Genomic DNA, 21955 nt, shown 5'->3' with positions numbered 1-21955 from the left:
GATCGCGCCGTGGCGCCATGCCTGTTTCGACTATTGAGCGCAGAGCTCGGCAGCCGTTTTGCTTGTCACGTTGGATTTGTCGAACCCGAAAGGTGCGACTGCCTTGAGGTGCTCTTCGGAGCCCAACCACTTTTTCATCTCGGCATTGACCGCATCGCGCAGGTCTTTGTCTTCCGGGCGGAAGGCGAGAGCACCGTAACCGATGTGCGACGGGTCGTCCTTGAACTCGGTGACTGCTTCGACTTTGTCGCCACCCTTGGCGGCCAGGCCTTTCATCGTCAATTGAGTACCCACGGCGGCATCGGCCCGACCGGCGCGCACGGCTTGCAACTGGGCGGTGGTGTCCGGTACCTGGAGGATCTGTGCGTCTTTCACGCCTGAATCCCGCGCATACGCCAGGTTCACCGTACCGGCCATGATCGCCAGTTTCACCTCGGGATTCTTGGCGATGTCTTCGTAGCTGTGCAGACCCTTCGGGTTGCCTTTGGCGGTCAGCAGCGCGTCCGGCAGTTGATACTGCGGATCGGTAAACAACACCTGCTTGCAGCGGGCCGGGGTGATGTACATGCCGGCAGCAATCACGTCGAAACGCCCAGCCCGCAGGCCCGGAATCAACGAGCCCCATTCGGTCAACACGCCGTCAACTTGTTTGATGCCCATTTTGGCGAAGATGGCTTTAGCGATTTCCGGTGACTCACCGGTGACCCTGCCATCGGTTTCGGTATAGGCGAACGGGGTTTCGTTGGCATAACCGATACGGATGCTGCTGTTTTGTCTGACGGTTTCCAGAGTTGTAGCGGCTTGGGCGCTGGCGGCCAGGCCGAACATCGCGCAAGCCACGAACAGACGACGCAAAGCATGGGTGGTGCCGGAGGGGAAATTGCTCATCGATAAAATCTCCTGTTTCTTGTGGATCCGTCGTTGACGGCTCTGTGGTAGGAGGCAGTGTTACAAGAGCAAAGCGTACAAAGACTGATCCCATGGAGCGGGGCGCAGTTCCGGTACAGATCGACTGGTTTTGTTGTGGGGCGTGAAACGTGCCCGGCTATCGACCTTGAACCGAGCATACAAAAGCCCTGAGCCTCATTGCATTGCACTAGGACAATTGCTTTGCATGGATTCTCGCGGGATGCTGTCCCGACGAGCACAGACGCGGGTTTTAGCGCTGATGGACAAGTGGAAAGCAGCATTGCAGATCGCCCGCAGCGGCGAGTCCAAATACAAGATTCTGGTGCAGTCGATTGCCGACGATATCGAAAAGGGTGTTTTGGCCAACGATCAGCGCCTGCCGCCTCAGCGCAATGTTGCCGATGCCATGGGCATCAGCGTGCAGACGGTCACCAACGCCTATAAAGAGCTGGAGCGTCAGGGGCTGGTGCGTTGCGAAGTCGGGCGCGGCAGCTTTGTGTCGCGGCGAATGAGCGATCGCGTGGCTACTTATATTCTCGATAGCCCCGAACGCGCGCTGGTGGATTTTTCCATCGCAAGGATCTTGCACACCCGCGAGCACGACCAGTTCTGGCGTGACACTTGCCGTGAGCTCAGCACGGAAGAGGATCAGCCGTGGATTCACGCATTTCGTCCGATTGCCGGTTTCGAGTCGCACCGCGAAGAGGCCATGCGCTGGATCGGACGGCAAGGACTGCGGGTTGAGCGCGACGACATCCTGATTACTAATGGCGCGGCCCACGGTATCTTCCTTGCGCTGGCCTCACTGGCTGGTCCCGATGACGTTGTGCTCTGCGAAGGGGTGACCGATCACGGAGTAATCGGCAACTCTCAGGTATTGGGGTTTACCCTCAAAGGCCTGGAAATGGACCGCTATGGCATTGACCCGGAACATTTCGAAGACATGTGCAGCAACGAGCGCATCACCGCGCTGGTGTGCACGCCGAACCTGAACAACCCGACCACCAGCTTGATGCCGGACAGTCGTCGGCGGGAGATTGCCGACATTGCCCGACGTTTCGGCGTGCACATCATCGAGGACGATGTATACGGTCCGTTGCTGGATGAACATCGCGCGCCGCCGATAAGCCATTACCTGCCAGAACTGTCGTTCTATTGCACCAGCATGACCAAGTCAGTGCTCACCGGTTTACGCATTGGCTACCTGGTGGTGCCCAAGCGTCTGGCGCTACGCACCGAGAGCATTTTGCGGGTCAATAGCTGGATGGCCACGCCCATGGTCTCCGAAATCGCCGCGCGCTGGATTCGCGACGGGCGCGCCGACACACTTGTGCGTTTGCAGCGCAAACTGTTGGCCGGCCGTCAGTCGATGGTCAGCGAATACCTGGGCGAGCACCTGCTTGGCCAGCATCCTTATGCATTGAATGCGTGGGTCGGCATTCCCCCGCATTGGGAGGTCGACAGCCTGGTGCGGGCCCTGCGTCACCGTCACATTGCCGTCACGTCTCCTGACCCATTCACCGTGCGTGGAACGCCTCGGGCTCGAGCGGTGAGGATGTGTGTCGGCGCCGAATGCAGCGACGAAGAAATGCGGGACGCATTGATGAGCATGCGCGAGATATTCGGGCAGTACCCCCAAATCCACGATTTTTGATCGGGAAAAGTCCGCCAAAAACTTTGTCGGCTAAATTGCCCTAGTACATTCATCGCGACAATCCAGCCCTCTTAGACTGCGCCCAACACCTCATTCGGGACGCGGTCATGTCAGCGCTGCAGCTAAACGATATTTACCTCGCTCGCCAGCGCATCGAATCGCTGGTACGGCGTACCGCCATGGAATACTCGCCGAGTCTTTCGCAGCGATTGGGCGTGGCGGTCTACCTCAAGCTCGAATCCCAGCAAATCACCGGCAGTTTCAAACTGCGCGGCGCGAGCAATGCCGTGGCGCAGCTCAGCGCCGAGCAGAAAGCACGTGGCGTGGTGGCGGCGTCGACCGGTAATCACGGTCGGGCACTGGCGTATGCCGCGTCCCGGCAAGGCGTGAAGGCGACGATCTGTCTCTCGCATCGGGTGCCCGCGAACAAGGTTCAGGCCATTCGGGATCTGGGTGCCGAAGTCTGCATCGTCGGCCAGTCTCAGGACGATGCCCAGCGTGAAGCCGAACGGATGGCCGACGAGCAGGGCGCGACCTTGCTGCCGCCGTTCGATCATACGGCCATCATCGCCGGGCAGGGCACCCTCGGTCTGGAAATCCTCGAACAGCAACCGGACGTGGCGCAAATCCTCGTGCCGCTGTCCGGCGGCGGGTTGTTTGCCGGCGTCGCGCTGGCAATCAAAAGTGCCAGTGCAAACATCGTCACTCACGGCATCAGCATGCAACGCGGTGCGGCCATGCACGCCAGCCTCGCAGCCGGGCATCCGGTGGACGTCGAAGAGCTGCCGACCTTGGCCGACTCGCTCGGCGGCGGCATCGGCCCGGACAACCGTTACACCTTCAACATGACCCGCAACCTGTGCGATCACTTGCATTTGCTCAGTGAGACGTCCATCGCCAATGCCATCCGCCATGCCTATCGCGAGGAGCGACTTGTGCTCGAAGGCGCGGCCGTGGTCGGGATTGCCGCGTTGCTGGAGGGAGTGATTGAGCCGCGCGGGCCGATCGTCGTGGTGGTCAGCGGCCGTAACGTCGACATCGATCAGCACCTGCGCGTCCTCGCGGGCGCAGAGGCGTGAACCCAAACAATAACAACTCAGGAGTGCCGCATTGATGAGTGAGATCACCTTATTGAGCGAAGCAGATCTGCGAGCTTGTGTGGCATTGGACCTGCCGAGCATCGAAGCCATCGAACAAGCCTTCGTGCTGCTGGCCACAGCGGCGGTGGCGATGCCGCCGATCTTGCGTCTGGACATCCCCGAACACAATGGCGAAGTGGACGTGAAGACGGCCTATCTGCCGGGCCTGGAGCGTTTTGCGATCAAGGTCAGCCCGGGTTTTTTCGACAACCCGAAACTTGGCCTGCCGAGCCTCAACGGCATGATGATGTTGCTGTCGGCACGCACCGGTTTGCTCGATGCCTTGCTGTTGGATAACGGTTACCTGACCGCGGTACGCACCGCGGCGGCCGGTGCAGTCGCTGCGCGAGCCCTGTCGCGGGTCGACAGTCGCAGCGTCGCGCTGATCGGGGCTGGCGAGCAGGCCGCGTTACAGCTTCAGGCGTTGCGTCTGGTGCGGTCGATTGAATTCGTTCGAGTCTGGGCCCGTGACTACGCCAAGGCCGAAGCCTTCAGCGCCGAGCTGGTGCGCGACAGCGGTCTGACGGTCACGCCTTGCGCGAGCATCGACGAGGCCATGACCGGCGTGGACATTGCAATCACCTGCACCCCAAGCCGCGCACCCTTGATTGAAGCGCGCCATCTGCACCCCGGCCTGCACATCACCGCCATGGGTTCCGATGCCGAACACAAAAACGAAATTGCCCCCCAGGCGCTGGCACAAGTCGACTGCTACGTGGCGGATCGCTTGAGCCAGACGCGAATCCTCGGCGAATTGCATCACGCTCTGGCGGCCGACGTTATTGCCGACGAATCGGGCTTGGCCGAGTTGGGGCAAATACTCGCGGGCCAGCGCCCGGGTCGGACCAGCGATACGCAAGTCACCTTGTGCGATCTCACCGGAACCGGTGCCCAAGACACCGCCATGGCCAATCTGGCCTTTGAGCGCGCGCGCTCGACCGGCAAGGGTTTTCAGTTCGGCAGCTAATCCACTTTTTTCATCCGTGCGTCATTTATCAGAGGGCATGTGCATGTCTCAGATAGTCGTCAATCTCCCGTTCGAACGGGAGGAATACGCCCAGCGTCTGGCCAAGGCTCGAGTGGCCATGCAGGTTCAGGGCATCGAGCTGTTGCTGGTCACCGATCCGTCGAACATGGCCTGGTTGACCGGCTATGACGGTTGGTCGTTTTACGTTCACCAATGCGTGTTGTTGGCGCTCGACGGCGAGCCGGTCTGGTTCGGTCGCGGGCAAGACGCCAACGGCGCCAAGCGCACGGTGTTCATGCAGCACGAGAACATCGTCGGTTACCCGGACATCTATGTGCAGTCCCGGGAACGCCACCCGATGGATTACCTGTCGCGGGAAGTCATCAGTGCCCGGGGGTGGGACGCGCTGACCATCGGCGTGGAAATGGATAACTATTACTTCAGTGCCGCGGCGTATTTGTCGCTGCAGAAAAATCTGCCGCAGGCCAGGCTGATCGACGCGGTCGGGTTGGTGAACTGGCAGCGAGCGATCAAGTCACCCCAGGAAATCGCCTACATGCGCATCGCTGCGCGCATCGTCGAAAACATGCACGGGCGGATCTTCGAACGGATCGAGCCGGGCATGCGCAAAAATGAGCTGGTGGCTGAAATCTACAGCAGCGGGATCCTCGGCGCTGATGGCCATGGCGGCGATTACCCGGCCATCGTACCGCTCTTGCCGACCGGTGCCGACGCCAGTGCCCCGCACCTGACCTGGGACGATTCGCCGTTTGAAAAAGGTGCCGGGACCTTCTTTGAAATCGCCGGTTGCTACAAGCGTTATCACTGCCCGCTGTCGCGCACGATCTATTTGGGCAAACCACCTCAGCACTTTCTGGACGGCGAAAAAGCTGTGGTCGAAGGCATCGCCGCGGGGCTGGAAGCAGCGAAACCGGGCAACACCACCGGCGACATTGCCGTCGCGTTTTTCAACGTGCTGGAGAAGTTCGGCATCCACAAGGACAGCCGTTGCGGCTACCCGATCGGCATCAGCTACCCGCCTGACTGGGGCGAACGCACCATGAGCCTGCGTCCCGGCGACACCAGCGTGTTGCAACCGGGCATGACGTTCCACTTCATGCCGGGCCTGTGGATGGACGATTGGGGGCTGGAAATCACCGAAAGCATTCTGATCACCGAGACCGGCGTCGAGACGCTGTGTAACGTGCCACGCCAATTGTTCGTGAAGGATTGAGCCATGAGCGAATTGCCTGACAATCCGATCAGCGCCACCGTGGATTTTGCCCGCGATGGCGTGCAGCACGGATTCCTCAAATTGCCGTACTCCCGGGACGACTCGGCCTGGGGTGCGGTGATGATTCCGGTCACAGTGATTCAGCGCGGTCAGGGTCCGACCGCGCTCCTCACCGGCGGTAACCACGGTGACGAATACGAAGGTCCGGTCGCGTTGAGCAAACTGGCCCAGGGCCTGACGGCCGCCGATGTCACGGGGCGGGTGATTATCATCCCGTTCATGAACACCCCGGCGTTCCATGCCGGGCGGCGCACGTCGCCGATCGACAAGGGCAACCTCAATCGCAGTTTTCCCGGTAAGCCGGACGGCACCGTGACCGAGAAAATCGCCGATTACTTCAACCGAACCTTGTTGCCCTTGGCCGACATCGTGCTGGACATTCATTCCGGCGGCCGCACCCTGGATTTCCTGCCGTTCGCGGCTTGTCATGTGCTGCCCGACAAAAGTCAGCAGGCGCAATGCGAAGCCGGCATGCGCGCCTTCAATGCTCCCTACAGCATGCGCATGCTGGAACTCGATGCCGGGGCGATGTACGACACCGCCGCCGAGCGTCAGGGCAAAGTATTTGTCACCACCGAGCTGGGTGGCGGGGGCACGTCCACGGCGCGCAGTGTGGCGATTGCCGAGCGCGGGGTGCGCAATGTGTTGATACATGCGGGGCTTCTGGAAGGTGAGATCCAGACCACGGCGTCAATCATGCTCGATATGCCCGATGCCACTTGCTTCATCGCCAGTGAACACGATGGCTTGCTGGAAATGTGCCGCGATCTGGGCGACAAAGTGAGCAAGGGCGAGGTGATCGCCCGCGTTTACGACGCCACTCGCAGTGGCGTCGCCCCAGTGGAGTATCGCGCCGCTCGCAGTGGTTTACTGGCTGCGCGGCATTTTCCCGGGCTGGTGCGCTGTGGCGACACCGTTGCGGTCATCGCCGATGTATTGACCTGACAGGTTGGACCGACACCTTGTGGAAGCGAGCCTGCTCGCTCCCGCAAGTCAGTGTTCCAGCCTAACCTCTTTAATCAACCGGAGTCCCCCGGACCATGCACAAGCTCGATCGGTATGACCTGAATATCCTGCGAATCCTCGCCGAAGACGGTCGGATCACCAAGTCGAGCCTGGCCGAGGCGATCAATCTTTCGGTGACCCCGGCATGGGAGCGAGTTCGCAAGCTGGAGGCGCTTGGGCTGATCAAAGGGTACCGGGCGCAAATCGACTGGAACGCGGTGTTCAAAAGCCAGCAAGTGCTGGTGGAAATCACCCTGGCCCGGCACACCGCCCAAGACATGCGGCGTTTCGAGCAACGCATGAACGAGGCCGCCGAAGTGGCGTTCTGTTACGCCACCGGTGGCGGTGTTGATTACATGGCAATGATTCAGGCGCGAGACATCGACCATTACCAGCGGTTTATCGACCAGTTGTTGCTCGATGACCTTGGCATTGAGCGCTACTTCACCTACATCGTGACCAAGATCATCAAGACCGCGGGTGCCCTGCCGACCGATCTGGCGCAAGAGCCATAAACCGTGGCAAAACCCTCACCGCAAAAAGCCCCTGTTTGTCGGTGCATAAACAGAAAAAAACGGGGGTTACACCCCGTCAAACGCCAAATCACCCGGGCTGTGCTGGCCTAGCATGGACTCACGCACACGGTTCGGAGTGAACGCCATGACATACAAACATCCGCTGTTGTTCAAAGCGCTCTGCTACGTCAACGGGCATTGGGTCCACAGTGACAGCGGCCACAGCGTCGCCGTGCACAACCCGGCCGATCAAACGTTGATCGGTCATGTTCCGATGCTCGATCAGCCACAGATCATCGCCGCCGTTGATGCCGCACACCGGGCGTTTTCAGCCTGGCGTGAACAAAGCCTGGATGCCCGCGGGACGATTCTGCGGCGCTGGGCGGCATTGATTCTTGAGCATCAGGAAGACCTGGCGCACATCCTCAGCCTGGAACAAGGCAAACCCCTGGCTGAGTCACGCGGCGAAATCGCTTACGCCGCCAGCTTCATTCCCTGGTTTGCCGAAGAGGCGCGGCGCCTTTACGGGCAGAACATCCCCAGCCATATCCCAGGAGCGCATTTGGGCACGATCAAGGAGCCGGTGGGTGTCTGTGCGCTGCTGACCCCGTGGAATTTCCCTTCGGCAATGATCACCCGTAAAGCCGCTGCGGCACTGGCGGCCGGTTGCACCGTGGTGATCAAACCGGCCCATGAAACGCCGTTTTCCGCGTTGGCTCTGGCGCAACTGGCCGAGGAGGCGGGCTTCCCGGCTGGCGTGTTCAACGTGGTGCTGGGCGAACCGCAAATGGCCATGCAAACCCTGGTGCAAGACAGTCGTGTGCGCTCGGTCAGCTTCACCGGCTCAACCCGCGTCGGTAAGTTGGTCCTGCAAGCGGCGGCCCAGGATGTGAAGAAGGTGTCACTGGAGTTGGGCGGCAACGCGCCATTCATTGTCTGCGCTGATGCCAACCTGGAACTGGCGGTGAAAGTCGCGGTGGAGGCCAAGTTCCAGACCTCCGGCCAGGATTGCTGTGCAGCCAACCGGATCATGGTCGAGCGGTCGCTCTACCCGGAATTTCTCAAGTGCTTTGCCGCTGCCGTCCGCTCGCTGCGGGTCGGCCCGGCGTTGGTGGGTGATCAGGAGCAAAGCGTCGACATCGGCCCGCTGATGCATCAGGCCGCGTTTGATGCCACGACTGCGCGCGTCGAAGACGCCCTGCAACTTGGCGCCCAGCGACTGGTGGGTGGCGAAGCACATGCCCTTGGTGGGTTGTTCTATCAGCCGACAGTTCTGTCCGGCGTTACGCCGCAGATGCGCATCTACCGTGAAGAGAATTTCGCACCCATCGCTGGCGTCATGCCTTTCGACACCCTCGAGCAAGCGATCGAAATGGCCAACGACACCGAATACGGTCTGGCTGCCTACATTTGTTCCAACCGCCTGGACCAGATCTACCCCCTGATTCGCCGCCTCGACCACGCCATGGTCGCGGTCAATGGCGTCAAGTTTACCGGCCATCCGATCCCGTTCGGTGGCATGAAAGCCTCGGGGCTGGGCCGCGAAGGTGGCACCGAGGGCTTCGAAGCCTTTGTCGAAACCAAATACTTTTGCCTGCACCATCAAGGCCAGTTCTAAGGCCAGTTCTCAGGAGACATGCCATGAACCAAGAACTCGATTCGTTGTTCGAACAAGACCGCGCGCACTTCATGCACCCGTCCACCCATGCCCATGACCACGCCAGCGGCGCGCTCAAGGGACGCATCATCAAGAGCGCGTCAGGCATTCGTATCCGCGATCACGAAGGTCGTGACTTTATCGACGCCTTTGCCGGGCTGTACTGTGTGAACATCGGCTACGGGCGCACTGAAGTTGCCGATGCAATCTACAAGCAGGCCAAGGAGCTGGCGTATTACCACACCTATGTCGGGCACTCGACCGAGGCCATTATCGAGCTGTCGAGCCGCATCATCGACTGGGCTCCGGAGGGGATGAAGAAGGTCTACTACGGCCTGTCCGGTTCCGACGCTAACGAAACCCAGGTCAAACTGGTGCGGTACTACAACAACGTATTGGGTCGCCCGCAGAAGAAGAAAATCATCTCCCGTGATCGCGGTTATCACGGCTCGGGCATCATGACCGGCAGTCTGACCGGCCTGCCGACCTTCCATCAGCATTTTGACCTGCCGGTAGAAGGCGTCAAACATACGGTTTGCCCGCACTGGTACCGCAAGGCACCGGCCGGCATGGATGAAGCGGCGTTCGTGCGCTATTGCGCCGACGAACTGGAGAAAATGATCCTGGCCGAAGGGCCGGACACCGTGGCCGCGTTCATCGGTGAACCGCTGATGGGCACCGGCGGCATCATCGTTCCACCGGCCGGCTACTGGGCCGCCATACAAGCGGTGTTGAACAAGTACGACGTGTTATTGATCGCCGACGAAGTGGTCTGCGCCTTCGGTCGCCTGGGTTCGAAGATGGGTAGTCAACGCTACGGCATGCGTCCGGACCTGATCACCACGGCCAAAGGCCTGACCAGCGCCTACGCGCCTTTATCGGCAGTGATCGTTGGTGAAAAGGTCTGGGACGTGATCGAAAAAGCCTCAGAATCCCAAGGTGCCATGGGGCATGGATGGACGTACTCCGGGCATCCGATTTGCGCGGCGGCGGCCTTGGCTAACCTCGACATCCTGGAGCGGGAAAACCTGACGGCCAATGCCGAGAAGGTCGGCAGCTACCTGAACCGTCGGCTGCGCGAAACGCTGGAAGGCCATCCGCTGGTGGGCGAAGTGCGCGGCGACGGCATGCTGGCCGCGGTCGAGTTCATGGCCGATCGTGAACAACGCACACCCTTCGATGCGGCATTGAAGGTCGGTCCGAAAGTATCGGCAGCCTGTCTTGAGCGCGGCATGATTGCCCGGGCGATGCCCCATGGCGACATTCTAGGCTTTGCACCTCCGTTGATCCTGACCGAGGAAGAAGCCGACCTGATCGTCGACATCACCAAAAGCGCGGTCGATCACGTGGCCAGCGAGATACTGGGTCAAGCCTTATAGCTCTCCCCGTAAAACCGCTCGATCTTTCACCGTCGGGTGGTTTTTTACCGCCAGTTTTGGCCTTGCCCCCCATCGATGAATAGCCCGCCTTGTGCGGGCTTTTGTTGACCTTGACTTCCCTCCCAAATCAATGAGCCCGCCAAACGTGGGGCCTTCTGTAGCCGCTTGTTCCGGTCGAGACTGCGTGCGTTGCGAGATCGAATGCCCTTCACAACAGGCTGCATACGGCTTATGCCGTCTTTCGATCCGCATCCCCGTAAAGAGGGGGCATTTGATAACACTCCTTGTTTTCACACATCGTCTCGATGTTCTCCGAGGGGGCAATCAGGTTGAAGCAGGTTTGCAACTGCCATCACTGGATCAGCTCCCACCTACCTTCGCGGCTAGAGTTGCACTTCCGACTATTCTAAAGCCAGGTCAGATTTCAACCGTGCAACGTCAGGTCTCGTGCGTTACTGCGACCTCTGGGAAACCGATATGACAATTCCGCAAGATAAAGCCGAATCCGACGAGGATTTAGCTCAGATGGTTATGGGGAAAGGTCCCCACACTTATCTATTGCTGCTCTTATTAGGATTGATCCTCCTGTTTCCCTTTCTTGAGGAAGGTATATTTGCTCGTACGTTGCTTGGCATTCTGTTTTCAATCGTGCTGCTCGTGGGGGCTTCCGCCACTAGGCAGACTCGGCGGGGGTTCATTCTCAAACTGGGCCTGGCGTTGCTGGGGGTTGGCCTTCAATGGACGGCGTTGTGGGCCGAGAGTGTCGCGATTCTTAACCTTGCCGGGATCGCTTATACGGCGTCTCTGGCAGTCTCGTTTAGCGGAGTGCTTCGCTATATTCTCAAGCGCGGGCCAATTACAGCCGACAAGCTGCATGGCGCGCTAGCGGGTTACATCATGCTGGCCTTCGGTTGGTCCTTCGTTTATGCACTGGTCGAGATATCCAGCCCTGGCTCATTTGGCCCTAGCCACCTCGACTTCGTACAGCCCGGCACTTTCTTCAAACTGATTTATTTTAGCCTCACGACGCTCACAACCACCGGTTACGGTGACGTAATCCCGTTGACCAACCATGCCCGCTCACTGGTGATGGTCGAAGAATTTTCAGGCGTCTTTTACGTGGGTGTTGTGATAGCGCGGTTTGCCGGTCTTTATCCATCGAATCAGACTAAGTGACTTTCGATTTAAGTGACTTTCGATTTGCCTGTGCCGCCTCCGGGCATTAATGATTGATCCGTCCCTGATTTAGCAGACACCTCCGACCGACTGCCAATGGTCGATTTCTATTTGTCAGGAAAGGCCAAAAACGACCCAGACTGTGTGCAAACTTTTTTGCGCGTGTCTGGCTGTACTGATGTCTCCACTATTTTGGAGCCCAGCACCGGATTTAGGGAAAGTTATCCCCCTGATGTGGGGAATTCACCATAAAGCAAAACGAATATATCGACCCGAAAGGGTTGCCTCGTTGCCGTGACCTGTCCCCAGATCTGAATAACAAATGGCTTGGATATTGCTCTGGTGCTCGTACTCAAACATTCAAGGATGATGGCAATAGGAGATTAGCGCTATGTGGAAACATCCTCTGCTTCATACCGTCATGTTTGGGGCGGCAGTTTTTGCAGTCGGATGTGCTTCAAGTTTTATCGTTTTTTATTCGATGCTGGAATGAGGCTGATGGCCTGCCGAACTGCAGAGAGTTGGCTAAAAGGTGTGGAAGCTTTGTCGCGGATGAATATTACTGCGCCTCTAGCGCACGATCAGCAACCTTGGCGTTCTGGACAAGTCGGCTCAGCGCTGCGGCGATGATGACCGACAGCAGCGGCCAGTAGATGAAAATCACTTTCAAAAACATGGCGTCACCTCGAACGAAACTGAGTCAAGCCGAATCGGCGGCCCATCATAGTGTCCACAACATGACAGGATGAGTATTGATCTCATTCGGGATGTTTGCCGGATTTATTAGCCCAACGTTCACTCGCCCAAACTCCCGTGTCCGTGGTGCGCCGCACATAATCGCTGAAGTCCCGCGCGGGGTTGGCCAAGTGCGCGCTGGACCCCATCGGCACTATAGAAACGGCATGAATAGCTACCCAGGATGCACAAGCGTTGCGCGAGGTCTATTCAGACCGGCTCGAGCAGTATTACGGCATCGCTCAAGCGCAGCCGGTGATGCGTGATATCGGGTCGGGGACGCAAACCGACCGCGCCTGAGGAGGGGCGGCGACTGTTCGAAGCATTCAAGCGCATGTCGCTCGCTGAAGTGATGGCGCCCGCTAGCGCGTTGATCAGCAGTGGGTCGAACGAAGTCGACCCCGCTGTCGAATGAGCCTGTTACACAAAAGGCTGGCCACTAAAACCACGAGGCAGTCTTTGCAACCCGGCCATGGCGGTCAGCCGTTCGGTCCAGGCGGCGCGCCAGTCATTGGCGGTGGGAGTGGCTTTGGCTTTGCGTGCGGCACGGCGTGTTGCATTGCGTTGCGCCTTGCGCGCTTCCTTGTACGCATCGGTGTTTCGGCAGCTTCTGCATTTCACGCGGTTCAGTTCTCGGGTGGACGTGAGGTTGCTGCCTTTGTGGCCGCAGGCCAGATGCCCGCTGACTTTGTAGTGGGTGATCATGGAACGTCTCCTTCGCGACGTGTGCTTGTTTGACCCATCGTAAACGCCAGCGTTCGATGGCTGCCCGGCGGGCAAAAAAAGGCCAGCATGCGGGCAGACCACGGTGATTCTTCAAAGGAGTGACTCGCTGCAGGGCGTGCGTGGTAAAGGCTGCGTGAAAGAGATGTCGCAAATAATAAGCCCGGCACAAGCCGGGTTGGAAGATGTAGCCGCAGGCATTCAGGCAGGCACATGCGCGGTGACAATAAGGTCGCCGTTCATGCGTCCTGAAACAGGCTCTGTTCTCGCGTCGCGTGTACGGCGCGAATCATCTGAACCGTGGGAGAGGCGGGTCGACAGGTTTTAACGACGACAGCGTGTTTCGAATCAGGGGAGTGTCTTTTTCGATGTCGTTCAGCCGATCACGAATTCTGAGGGCTGTCGGGTGCCCCCCCTGGTGATCGACCCAGTCGGCAATTTCCTTGCAGGCGGCAGCAAGTCGAGCCTGCCGCGAGTCAAGCAGGGTGAGGAGGGTGGTGATGGACTCTTTTTCGGACATGGAAAACACCTCCGTTGAAGAACCTGGAAAATGGCAGCAAATAGCCCGCCAAGTGCGAGCTTTCTGCCGTTGGGGTCGCCGATCCTTCAGCTTTTTAGTATAGACCCGGAATAGACAGGTACCTTTTCATCATCCTTGCCGGACCATCACTTGCAATGTGGCGTTCAACCGTTGGCATTCCCGCCTGGCATCGGCTTCCGCATCAAATCCGTCACCGATGAAACCCTGCGTTCGAGTGTCGGCGATGCGGTACCAGACGGCGGCGTCGGGCGGTGGGTGAACGGTTTCTCCGGCTCGGCGGCCATGAATGATGATCTTGTTGCAACGTTTCACAACGAAAATGTCTTCCATGGCGCCACCGTAGCTAATTCTTGTTCAGATCAACTATAGAAGTTCTTTGTGATCGTGCAAAAAATAGACAGGTCAATTCGTCGCTTCAGCGCTGGCGATCATGCGTTCAAGGAACATGGCCATCCCGACTTCCTCTGGCCTGAGCCCTTTACGCAACCTTGGTCGAGGCAAATCAGCCAGAGCACCGAGCATGTACGCGTCGAGTACCGCCGGGTGGATGTAGCATTTTCGGCACACCGCGGGCGTGTTGCCCAGTTGTCTGGCGACGTTCTTCACCATTTGAACAACCTGGCGTTTTGCATCCGACTCAGGCTCCCACTGCAATTCGCGCAACACCGACAACGCCATCACACTGCCCGCCCAGGTGCGGTAATCCTTGGCGGTGAAATCGGCGCCGGTGAGGGTTTGCAGGTAGGCGTTGACGTCGGCGGAGCTGACGGTGTGTCGCTCGCCGTTTTCGTCCAGGTATTGAAACAGGTTTTGTCCGGGGATTTCCTGGCAACGCTTGATGATCCGGGCCAGACGTCGGTCTCTCACGGTGATCTGATGCTCGACGCCACTCTTGCCGCGGAACTGGAAGCGAATGGCGCTGCCGTTGACCTCAACGTGACGGCTGCGAAGTGTGGTCAGGCCGTAGGAACGATTGTCCCGGGCGTACTGCGTGTTGCCGACCCGGATCAGCGTCGCATCAAGCAAGGTTATGACGGTTGCCATGACCTTGTCCCGGCTGAAGCCGGGCGCGGCCAACAGGGTTTCAAGCTGCTTGCGCAGTTTCGGCAGCGCCAGGCCGAAATCGCGCAGGCGCGAATATTTGTCGGCATCGCGCACTTCGCGCCAGCGTGCGTGGTAGCGGTATTGCTTGCGACCGCGAGCGTCGCGGCCGGTGGCTTGCAGATGGCCGCGCGGGTCGGCGCAAATCCATACATCGGTATAAGCCGGGGGCACTGCGAGGGCGTTGAGGCGTTTGATTTCGTCCGGATCGGTAATGCGCTGGCCCGCAGGATCGAAGTAACAAAATTTTCCACGCAGCAGCTTTCGGCTGATTCCGGGCTGCGTGTCCTCGACATAATGCAGGTCGGGAGGCAGTACATCAGGCAGCGTGGTATCGGGCATGGCGAGTCGTCCTCGGCTACAAATCAGGGGCCAGTACAGCCATTGACCGCACTCATTTGTCGTTGGTGCCAAAAAGACTCAGGCCAGCACCGCCACCGCTTTGATTTGTGCCCAGAGTTGCTGGCCGGGATGCACGCCCAACTGGTCCCGGGAGTAGCGGGTGATACGAGACAGTAGTGGCGTGCCGGCAGCGTTCAGACGGATCAGCACATGGGCGGCGTTGTCGGCGCCGATTTCACTGATCACGGTCACCGGCAAGCGATTGAGGATGCTGCTTTGCTCGACGCTTCGCAGGCTCAGGCTGACATCGCGCGCTTGAACCTTGCAACGCAATGCCTGGCCCAGAGGCATGGGCGCATGGGCGACGCGAATGCCCAGTTCGGTCTCGGGCAATTGCAGGGTCAGCAATTGATAGTGGGCGTCATACGCGCTGACATGTCCCTCGATCACCACCCCTGCGTCATCGCCCAACGCCAGTGGCAAGTCGAGACGGGCGAGGGTCTCGCCGATGGGGCCGCTGGCCAGCGCCTTGCCTTCGCTCAGCAAGACGATATGGTCGGCCAATCGGGCGACCTCATCCTGCGAGTGACTGACGTAAAGCACCGGAATGTCCAGCTCATCGTGCAGGCGTTGCAGGTAAGGCAGGATTTCGTTTTTGCGCTGACTGTCCAGCGCCGCCAGCGGTTCATCCATCAGCAGCAATTTCGGGCTGGTGAGCAGTGCGCGGGCGATGCCGACCCTCTGCCGCTCGCCGCCGGAAAGGTGCTGCGGGTGTCGTTCCAGCAGATGCCCGATCCCCAGCAATTCCGTGGCATGGCCCATGTCGACCCGGCGCTGCTGCTTCGGGATGCGCTTGAGGCCGAATTGCAGATTCGCCATTACTGATAAATGGGGAAACAGGCTGGCTTCCTGGAAGACATAACCCAGCGCACGTTTATGAGGCGGCACGAAAATCTTCTTTTCGCTGTCTTGCCAGACCTCATCGTTGACCTGGATAAATCCCTGTTGAGCTTTTTCCAGTCCGGCGATGCAGCGAAGGCAGGTGGTTTTTCCCGAACCCGAGTGTCCGTACAGCGCGGTCACGCCACGACCGGGCAATTGCAGGTCCAGGTCCAGGGCGAAGCCCGAATAGCTCAGTTGCAAACGCATCTCGATCATGATCAACCCCAGCCTGCTTTGGTTTTACGGCTGGAGTAGAGCACCAGCAACACCGCAAAGGAAAACACCAGCATCGCCCCGGCCAGCCAATGGGCCTGGGCGTATTCCATGGCCTCGACATGGTCGTAGATCTGCACCGACACCACACGCGTCTTGTCCGGAATGTTGCCGCCGATCATCAAGACCACGCCGAACTCGCCGACGGTGTGGGCGAAGCCGAGAATCGCCGCCGTGATAAAACCCGGTCGTGCGAGCGGCAGGATCACGCTGAAGAAGGTGTCCCACGGATTGGCGCGCAAGGTCGCGGCGACTTCCAAAGGGCGAGTGCCAATGGCGGAAAACGCGTTTTGCAGTGGTTGAATCACGAATGGCATCGAATACAGCACCGAGCCAACGACCAACCCCGCAAAACTGAATGTCAGGGTGCCAAACCCCAGCGATTGAGTGAGCTGGCCAACAAAGCCATGCGGCCCCAGCGCCAGCAACAGATAAAAGCCAATCACTGTGGGCGGCAGGACCAGGGGCAGGGCGACGATCGCCCCGACCGGGCCGCGCAGCCAGGAGTGGGTGCGCGACAGCCATAACGCAATCGGAGTGCCGATGACCAACAGGATGGCAGTCGTCAGCGACGCCAGTTTTAGGGTCAGCCAGATGGCGGAGAAATCGGCACTCGTCAGCGTCATTTAGAGTTGGTAACCGTAGGATTTGATGACAGCAGCGGCTTTCGGACCCTTGAGGTACTCAACCAGTGCCTTGGCGGCCGGGTTGTCCTTGCCTTTGTTGAGAATCACCGCGTCTTGTCTGATCGGGTCGTGCATGTCGGCTGGAACGATCCACGCCGAACCGCCAATGACTTTGCCGTCTTTGAAGATCTGCGACAAGGCTACGAAACCCAGTTCGGCGTTGCCGGTTGAGACGAATTGGTAGGCCTGGGTGATGTTCTGGCCTTCAACGATTTTGTCCTTGACCTTGTCGGTCAGGCCCAGCTTGGCCAGTACCTGAGTCGCGGCGAGGCCGTAAGGTGCGGCCTTGGGGTTGGCGATGGACAGATGCTGGTATCGATTGTCGCTCAGCACGTTGCCCTTGGCATCGACATAGCCGTCTTTGGCCGACCACAAGGCCAGGGTTCCAATGGCGTAGGTGAAGCGCGAACCCTTGACCGTGTCGCCTTCGGTTTCAAGTTTTTGCGGCGTGGTGTCGTCGGCCGAGAGGAACACTTCGAACGGCGCGCCATTCTTGATCTGAGTGTAGAACTGGCCGGTGGCACCATAAGCCGCGACCAGTTTGTGTCCGGTGTCTTTTTCGAAATCGGCAGCGATGGCCTGGATCGGAGCAGAGAAGTTGGCCGCGACAGCGACCTGGACTTCGTCCGCGTGTGCGGAGCCGAAAGCAAATACAGCAAGCAGGCTGGCGAGGCAAGTGGGGGCAAAACGTGAGGCACGCAGGGTCATGAAACGGCTCCGTTATAGGCAAGTGCAGCAAAGGGTGAGGCGCTATATAGAAGAATATATAGCGTAATGCCTTCAAACGGAATGCGTTGGTTTATGCCGTTGCATGGAGGTGCAGCCGCTGCTGCATGTTTCGGCAGCGGCTAAGGGGTGTGGTTTATCGACGGAGCAGCTTGGCCAGTGCTTCATCCGCCAGGCGTCGGGTCAACTCCGCCGTCGTCATTTCAGCGCTAAGCCTGAACGCCTGCCCGGCCCACAGGTTGCTGAAATCCGCTTCATCCTTGGCTCGCAACGGCATTAGCGCACCGCCGGCGAGTGGAAACTTCGGCGCTTTATCGCTGATCGGGCCAATGTCGCGCATCACCCGATTGAGAATGCCGCGTGCCGGGCGGCCGGTGAAAATGTTGGTGACAGCGGTCTCGCTTTCTTTGGCGGTGCGTAGCGCTTTGTAGTGAGATGCGCTGACTTTGGCTTCTGGCGTGAACAAATAAGCCGTGCCCACCTGCACTGCTGAGGCGCCCAACATAAAGGCCGCCGCAACGCCGCGCGCATCGCTGATCCCCCCGGCCGCAATTACCGGCACGTTCACCGCATCGACAATCTGTGGCACCAGGGCAAGCGTCCCCACCTGGCTGCTCAGATCTTCACTGAGGAACATCCCGCGGTGACCGCCGGCCTCGTAACCCATGGCGATAATTGCGTCGCAGCCGTGCTGTTCCAGCCAGAGGGCTTCCTCAACCGTGGTCGCTGAGGAAAGGATCTTTGCGCCGGTGGCTTTCACCCGGTCGAGCAAGGATCGTTCCGGCAGGCCGAAGTGAAAACTGACGACTTCAGGGCGAAACTCTTCGACGACCGCGCAGGCAGCGGCATCGAACGGAGCACGATTTGAAACCGGAGGCGGCGAATCGAAATCAGCACCCAGTTCCCGGTAGTAAGGTTCGAGCAGGTTCTTCCAATCCTGGGCGCGTTGCTCATCCGGGGCCGGAGGTTGATGGCAGAAATAGTTGATGTTGAACGGGCGCTGGCTGTGCTGGCGAATTGTCTTCAGCTCATCGCGCAGTTGCTCGATGCTCAGCATTGCTGCAGGCATCGAGCCCAGGCCACCGGCGTTACTTGCGGCGATGACCATGGCCGATCCATTGGCGCCGGCCATAGGGGCCTGGATGATCGGCAGCTCGATCCCGAGCAGGTCAAGAATGCGGGTGTCTGGCCATTCGCTCATTCAATAATTCTCCGACGTCAAAACAGGGCAGGGACGGTTGAACCGGTTTTTTACCAGCTATCGAGGGTGAAGGGCCAGTCGACTTTTGGCTGGTCAGCGGTTTGGCTTAAAGTCTTGTACGGCGAAATGTTTCTTTATGGTATTTCAAGGGTTCCACATCCTGATTGGTTCCATTGAGAGGCGACGATGTTCAAGGGTATTTTGATCGACAAAGACGACAGCGGTTATCGGGCCACACTGCAAGAGATCAATGACGATCAATTGCCCGAAGGAAATGTAACGGTCCGCGTGGCCTACAGCACGCTGAACTTCAAGGATGGCCTGGCAATCACCGGCAGCAGTCCGGTGGTGCGAAGATTCCCGATGGTGCCGGGGATCGATCTGGCAGGCGCGGTCGAAACCAGCGATCACCCGGACTACAAGGCCGGTGATCAAGTGATCCTCAATGGCTGGGGGGTGGGCGAAGGGCACTGGGGTGGATTGGCGCAGAAGGCGCGTTTGAACGGCGACTGGCTGATCCCGCTGCCGAAGGCATTTACCGCCGCCCAAGCCATGGCCATCGGTACTGCCGGCTACACGGCAATGCTGAGTGTTTTGGCGCTGGAGCATAACGGCGTGACGCCGGATCAAGGTGAAGTGCTGGTGACCGGTGCCAACGGCGGTGTCGGCAGTTTTGCCATCGCGTTGCTGAGCAAGCTGGGCTACCGCGTCGTCGCTTCCACGGGTCGCACCTCGGAACACGATTATCTGAAACAACTGGGCGCCAGCGAAATCATCGACCGCGCCACCTTGTCTGAACCCGGCAAACCGCTCGCCAAGGAGCGTTGGGCGGCGGTGATTGACTCGGTCGGCAGCCACACGCTGGCCAATGCCTGTGCCAGCACCAAGGCCAATGGCACAGTAGCGGCGTGCGGTCTGGCGCAAGGCATGGACTTCCCGGCCTCGGTCGCCCCGTTCATTCTGCGTGGCGTGACCTTGGCCGGGATCAACAGCGTGACCCAGCCCAAGGCCAAGCGAGTACTGGCCTGGAATCGACTGGCCAAGGATCTGGACTTCGCGTTGTTGCCGCTGATCAGTCATGAAATCGGTTTGAGCGAAGCCATCGATGCCGCGCCGCGCCTGCTGGCCGGGCAGTTGCGCGGGCGGGTGGTGGTCGATGTCAATCGCTGATCAGCGCGTCTCGCGTTCCAGCAACAGGCGCTTGCGCTCAACCCCCCAGCGATAGCCCGACAGATTGCCGTCGCTGCGCACCACGCGGTGGCAAGGAATCGCCACCGCCAGGCTGTTCGCACCGCAGGCCTGTGCCACGGCGCGCACGGCTTTCGGCGACCCGATGCGTTGGGCGATCTCGGCATAGCTAGCCGTGCAGCCGGCGGGAATCTCACGCAGAGCTTGCCAGACACGCTCCTGGAACGCAGTGCCACGCACATCCAGCGGCAAATCCAGACCAAGGGCCGGCGCTTCGATAAAACCTACCACCTGAGCGATCAGTTGCTCGAACACATGATCGGCACCGATCAGATTGGCACGCCGAAACTTGTCCTGCAGATCGCAGACCAGTTGATGCGGATCATCCCCCAGCAGAATCGCACACACCCCGCGTTCACTTTGCGCCACCAGAATGGCCCCCAGAGAACACTGGCCGACGGCAAAGCGGATGTCGTTGTTTTGCCCGGCAGCGCGATAGTCACCCGGCTTCATGCCGAGCAGATTATCCGCCGCTTCATAGAAACGACTGTTGGAATTGAAGCCAGCGTCGTACAAGGCATCGGTGACCGAGCCGCCATCGGCCAGACGATCACGAACCTTGCGTGAGCGATGCGCCGTGGCGTAACCCTTGGGTGTCAGCCCGGTGATGGCTTTAAACACTCGATGGAAGTGAAAGCTGCTGAGGCCCGCTGCGTCCGCCAGGTCATTGAGTGCCGGCAGATTGTCGGCGGATTCGATGTGCCGGCAGGCGGCTGACACGGTGGCCGCGTGTTGGGCGGCAACATCACTGTGGTCCTTAGCTGCACGTTTGCTGGGACGATAACCGGCTGCCTGGGCTTGCTCCGGCGTGTCGAAAAACTCGACGTTCTGCGGGTTCGGCAAGCGCGCCAGGCTGCTCGGGCGGCAATAGATGCCGGTGGTTTTTACTGCGTAGACAAACTGCCCGTCTGCGGCTGGATCGCGCGCAACGACGGCGGCCCAGCGAGGATCGATTTCGGTAGCTGTTTTAGTCGAATGAGTTGTCATGACTGTAGTTCCATTGACCCGTTTCATTCAGATTAATCAGGCGGGAGGGGCGTGGCACTCCGGGTCTTGCGGTCAAATTCGAGCGATTCATCCGGCGGTGCGAAAGGTGAAGTTGATCCGTTGTTCCCCCAGCCTCGGATGATACCCATCCTTGATCGGCAGTACGCCGTGATAGCGCAAGCGGTCGACGCCACCCCAGACCACAATATCGCCATGCAACAGGGCTACACGCTGGCTTTTATCGCTGCGCTTAAAACCACCGAACAGGAATGTCGCCGGCAGCCCTAGCGATACTGAAACGATCGGCGCTGCGTAGGAACGTTCGTCTTTATCTTGGTGCAAAGACATTTTGGTGCCGGGGACATAGCGGTTGATCAGGCACGAATCTGGAACAAAATCCGCGAATCCTGCTTCGCGTGCCGCGGCTTGGGCCAGTTCGAAAAACACCTCTGGCATCGCAGGCCAGGGCTGTCCGGTCTGTGGGTCTTTGGACGTGTAGGTGTAGCCGCTTCGGTCGGTGGTCCAGCCCAGGGCTCCGCAACTGCTCAAGGCCACAGACATGGTGAAACCGCCGGGGGTGACCATCTGCCGAAACGGCGCGGCCGTCAGAATCGCGTCCAGCGCGACCAATAACGAGTCCAGCCAGGGCAGCGCAAAGCCGCGCAAGACGCAGGCTTGTTCACTGATCTGCTCGCGCCGTGGCGGTTGCTCGGGGGCGATGTCGGCAAACAAATCCAAGGTAGAGGGGCTCATGG

The 21955-nt window shown here is 59.3% G+C and carries 21 protein-coding genes; 10 read left to right on the top strand and 11 right to left on the bottom strand.

Features of this window, described 5'->3' with window-relative positions; genetic code table 11:
* Positions 1-30: 30 nt before the first annotated feature.
* Positions 31-888 (bottom strand): ectoine/hydroxyectoine ABC transporter substrate-binding protein EhuB, encoded by an 858-nt coding sequence (ehuB, locus tag NL116_RS16920; protein ID WP_494373178.1) that lies wholly within the window; start codon positions 886-888, stop codon positions 31-33.
* Positions 889-1168: 280 nt separating this feature from the next.
* On the opposite strand from ehuB, the gene ehuR reads away from it, so the two are divergent.
* The 9 genes from ehuR (at position 1169) to NL116_RS16875 (ending at position 11695) form a co-directional block, all read left to right on the top strand.
* Complete coding sequence (gene ehuR, locus NL116_RS16915) at positions 1169-2563, top strand: MocR-like ectoine utilization transcription factor EhuR (protein ID WP_494378078.1); 1395 nt, start codon at positions 1169-1171, stop codon at positions 2561-2563.
* A 107-nt stretch (positions 2564-2670) separates the two neighbouring features.
* Positions 2671-3642 (top strand): hydroxyectoine utilization dehydratase EutB, encoded by a 972-nt coding sequence (gene eutB / locus NL116_RS16910; RefSeq protein WP_494373177.1) that lies wholly within the window; start codon positions 2671-2673, stop codon positions 3640-3642.
* Between the two features lie 34 nt (positions 3643-3676).
* Positions 3677-4669 (top strand): ectoine utilization protein EutC, encoded by a 993-nt coding sequence (gene eutC, locus NL116_RS16905; protein WP_494373176.1) that lies wholly within the window; start codon positions 3677-3679, stop codon positions 4667-4669.
* Positions 4670-4712: 43 nt separating this feature from the next.
* Positions 4713-5903, top strand: coding sequence for an ectoine hydrolase DoeA (gene doeA / locus NL116_RS16900; RefSeq protein WP_494373175.1), 1191 nt, complete (start codon positions 4713-4715; stop codon positions 5901-5903).
* Positions 5904-5906: 3 nt separating this feature from the next.
* Positions 5907-6908: a N(2)-acetyl-L-2,4-diaminobutanoate deacetylase DoeB gene (gene doeB, locus NL116_RS16895; protein ID WP_494373174.1), complete on the top strand. Its 1002-nt coding sequence runs from the start codon at positions 5907-5909 to the stop codon at positions 6906-6908.
* Positions 6909-7003: 95 nt separating this feature from the next.
* A complete protein-coding gene (locus NL116_RS16890) occupies positions 7004-7483 on the top strand; it encodes an Lrp/AsnC family transcriptional regulator (protein ID WP_494373173.1) in 480 nt (159 codons plus the stop codon).
* A gap of 145 nt (positions 7484-7628) precedes the next feature.
* Positions 7629-9101: an NAD-dependent succinate-semialdehyde dehydrogenase gene (locus tag NL116_RS16885; protein ID WP_494373172.1), complete on the top strand. Its 1473-nt coding sequence runs from the start codon at positions 7629-7631 to the stop codon at positions 9099-9101.
* Between the two features lie 23 nt (positions 9102-9124).
* On the top strand, positions 9125-10519 hold the full coding sequence (locus NL116_RS16880) for an aspartate aminotransferase family protein (protein WP_494373171.1): 1395 nt from the start codon (positions 9125-9127) through the stop codon (positions 10517-10519).
* 477 nt (positions 10520-10996) lie between these two features.
* The gene (locus NL116_RS16875; RefSeq protein WP_494373170.1) at positions 10997-11695 is read left to right on the top strand and encodes an ion channel; all 699 of its coding nucleotides are present in this window, start codon (positions 10997-10999) and stop codon (positions 11693-11695) included.
* Positions 11696-12850: 1155 nt separating this feature from the next.
* On the opposite strand, the gene NL116_RS16870 is transcribed toward NL116_RS16875, so the two are convergent.
* From NL116_RS16870 to NL116_RS16835, 8 genes are all read right to left on the bottom strand, one after another.
* Entirely contained in the window at positions 12851-13135 is a 285-nt protein-coding gene (locus NL116_RS16870; protein WP_494373169.1) for a hypothetical protein, read from the bottom strand.
* A gap of 307 nt (positions 13136-13442) precedes the next feature.
* Positions 13443-13673 carry a hypothetical protein gene (locus NL116_RS16865; protein WP_007946177.1) on the bottom strand — a complete coding sequence of 77 codons (231 nt, stop codon included), beginning with the start codon at positions 13671-13673 and terminating at the stop codon, positions 13443-13445.
* Between the two features lie 129 nt (positions 13674-13802).
* Positions 13803-14024, bottom strand: a complete 222-nt coding sequence (locus NL116_RS16860) for a hypothetical protein (protein ID WP_494373168.1) — start codon at positions 14022-14024, stop codon at positions 13803-13805.
* A gap of 72 nt (positions 14025-14096) precedes the next feature.
* Positions 14097-15137: a DNA topoisomerase IB gene (locus NL116_RS16855; RefSeq protein ID WP_494373167.1), complete on the bottom strand. Its 1041-nt coding sequence runs from the start codon at positions 15135-15137 to the stop codon at positions 14097-14099.
* A 78-nt stretch (positions 15138-15215) separates the two neighbouring features.
* Positions 15216-16295, bottom strand: a complete 1080-nt coding sequence (modC, locus tag NL116_RS16850) for a molybdenum ABC transporter ATP-binding protein (protein ID WP_494373166.1) — start codon at positions 16293-16295, stop codon at positions 15216-15218.
* A 2-nt stretch (positions 16296-16297) separates the two neighbouring features.
* A complete protein-coding gene (gene modB, locus NL116_RS16845; protein WP_494373165.1) occupies positions 16298-16978 on the bottom strand; it encodes a molybdate ABC transporter permease subunit in 681 nt (226 codons plus the stop codon).
* Positions 16979-17746 (bottom strand): molybdate ABC transporter substrate-binding protein, encoded by a 768-nt coding sequence (gene modA / locus NL116_RS16840; protein WP_494373164.1) that lies wholly within the window; start codon positions 17744-17746, stop codon positions 16979-16981.
* A 154-nt stretch (positions 17747-17900) separates the two neighbouring features.
* Positions 17901-18965, bottom strand: a complete 1065-nt coding sequence (locus NL116_RS16835) for an NAD(P)H-dependent flavin oxidoreductase (protein WP_494373163.1) — start codon at positions 18963-18965, stop codon at positions 17901-17903.
* Positions 18966-19151: 186 nt separating this feature from the next.
* On the opposite strand from NL116_RS16835, the gene acuI reads away from it, so the two are divergent.
* Entirely contained in the window at positions 19152-20135 is a 984-nt protein-coding gene (acuI, locus tag NL116_RS16830; RefSeq protein ID WP_494373162.1) for an acrylyl-CoA reductase (NADPH), read from the top strand.
* On the opposite strand, the gene ada is transcribed toward acuI, so the two are convergent.
* Positions 20136-21200, bottom strand: a complete 1065-nt coding sequence (gene ada / locus NL116_RS16825; protein WP_494373161.1) for a bifunctional DNA-binding transcriptional regulator/O6-methylguanine-DNA methyltransferase Ada — start codon at positions 21198-21200, stop codon at positions 20136-20138.
* A gap of 87 nt (positions 21201-21287) precedes the next feature.
* Positions 21288-21953 carry a DNA oxidative demethylase AlkB gene (gene alkB / locus NL116_RS16820; protein ID WP_494373160.1) on the bottom strand — a complete coding sequence of 222 codons (666 nt, stop codon included), beginning with the start codon at positions 21951-21953 and terminating at the stop codon, positions 21288-21290.
* Positions 21954-21955 lie beyond the last annotated feature (2 nt).

The sequence above is a fragment of the Pseudomonas sp. FBCC-B1667 genome, from assembly GCF_059133255.1.
The sequence above is the reverse complement of the archived record's forward strand: the minus strand, read 5'-3'. Positions and strand labels throughout refer to the sequence as shown.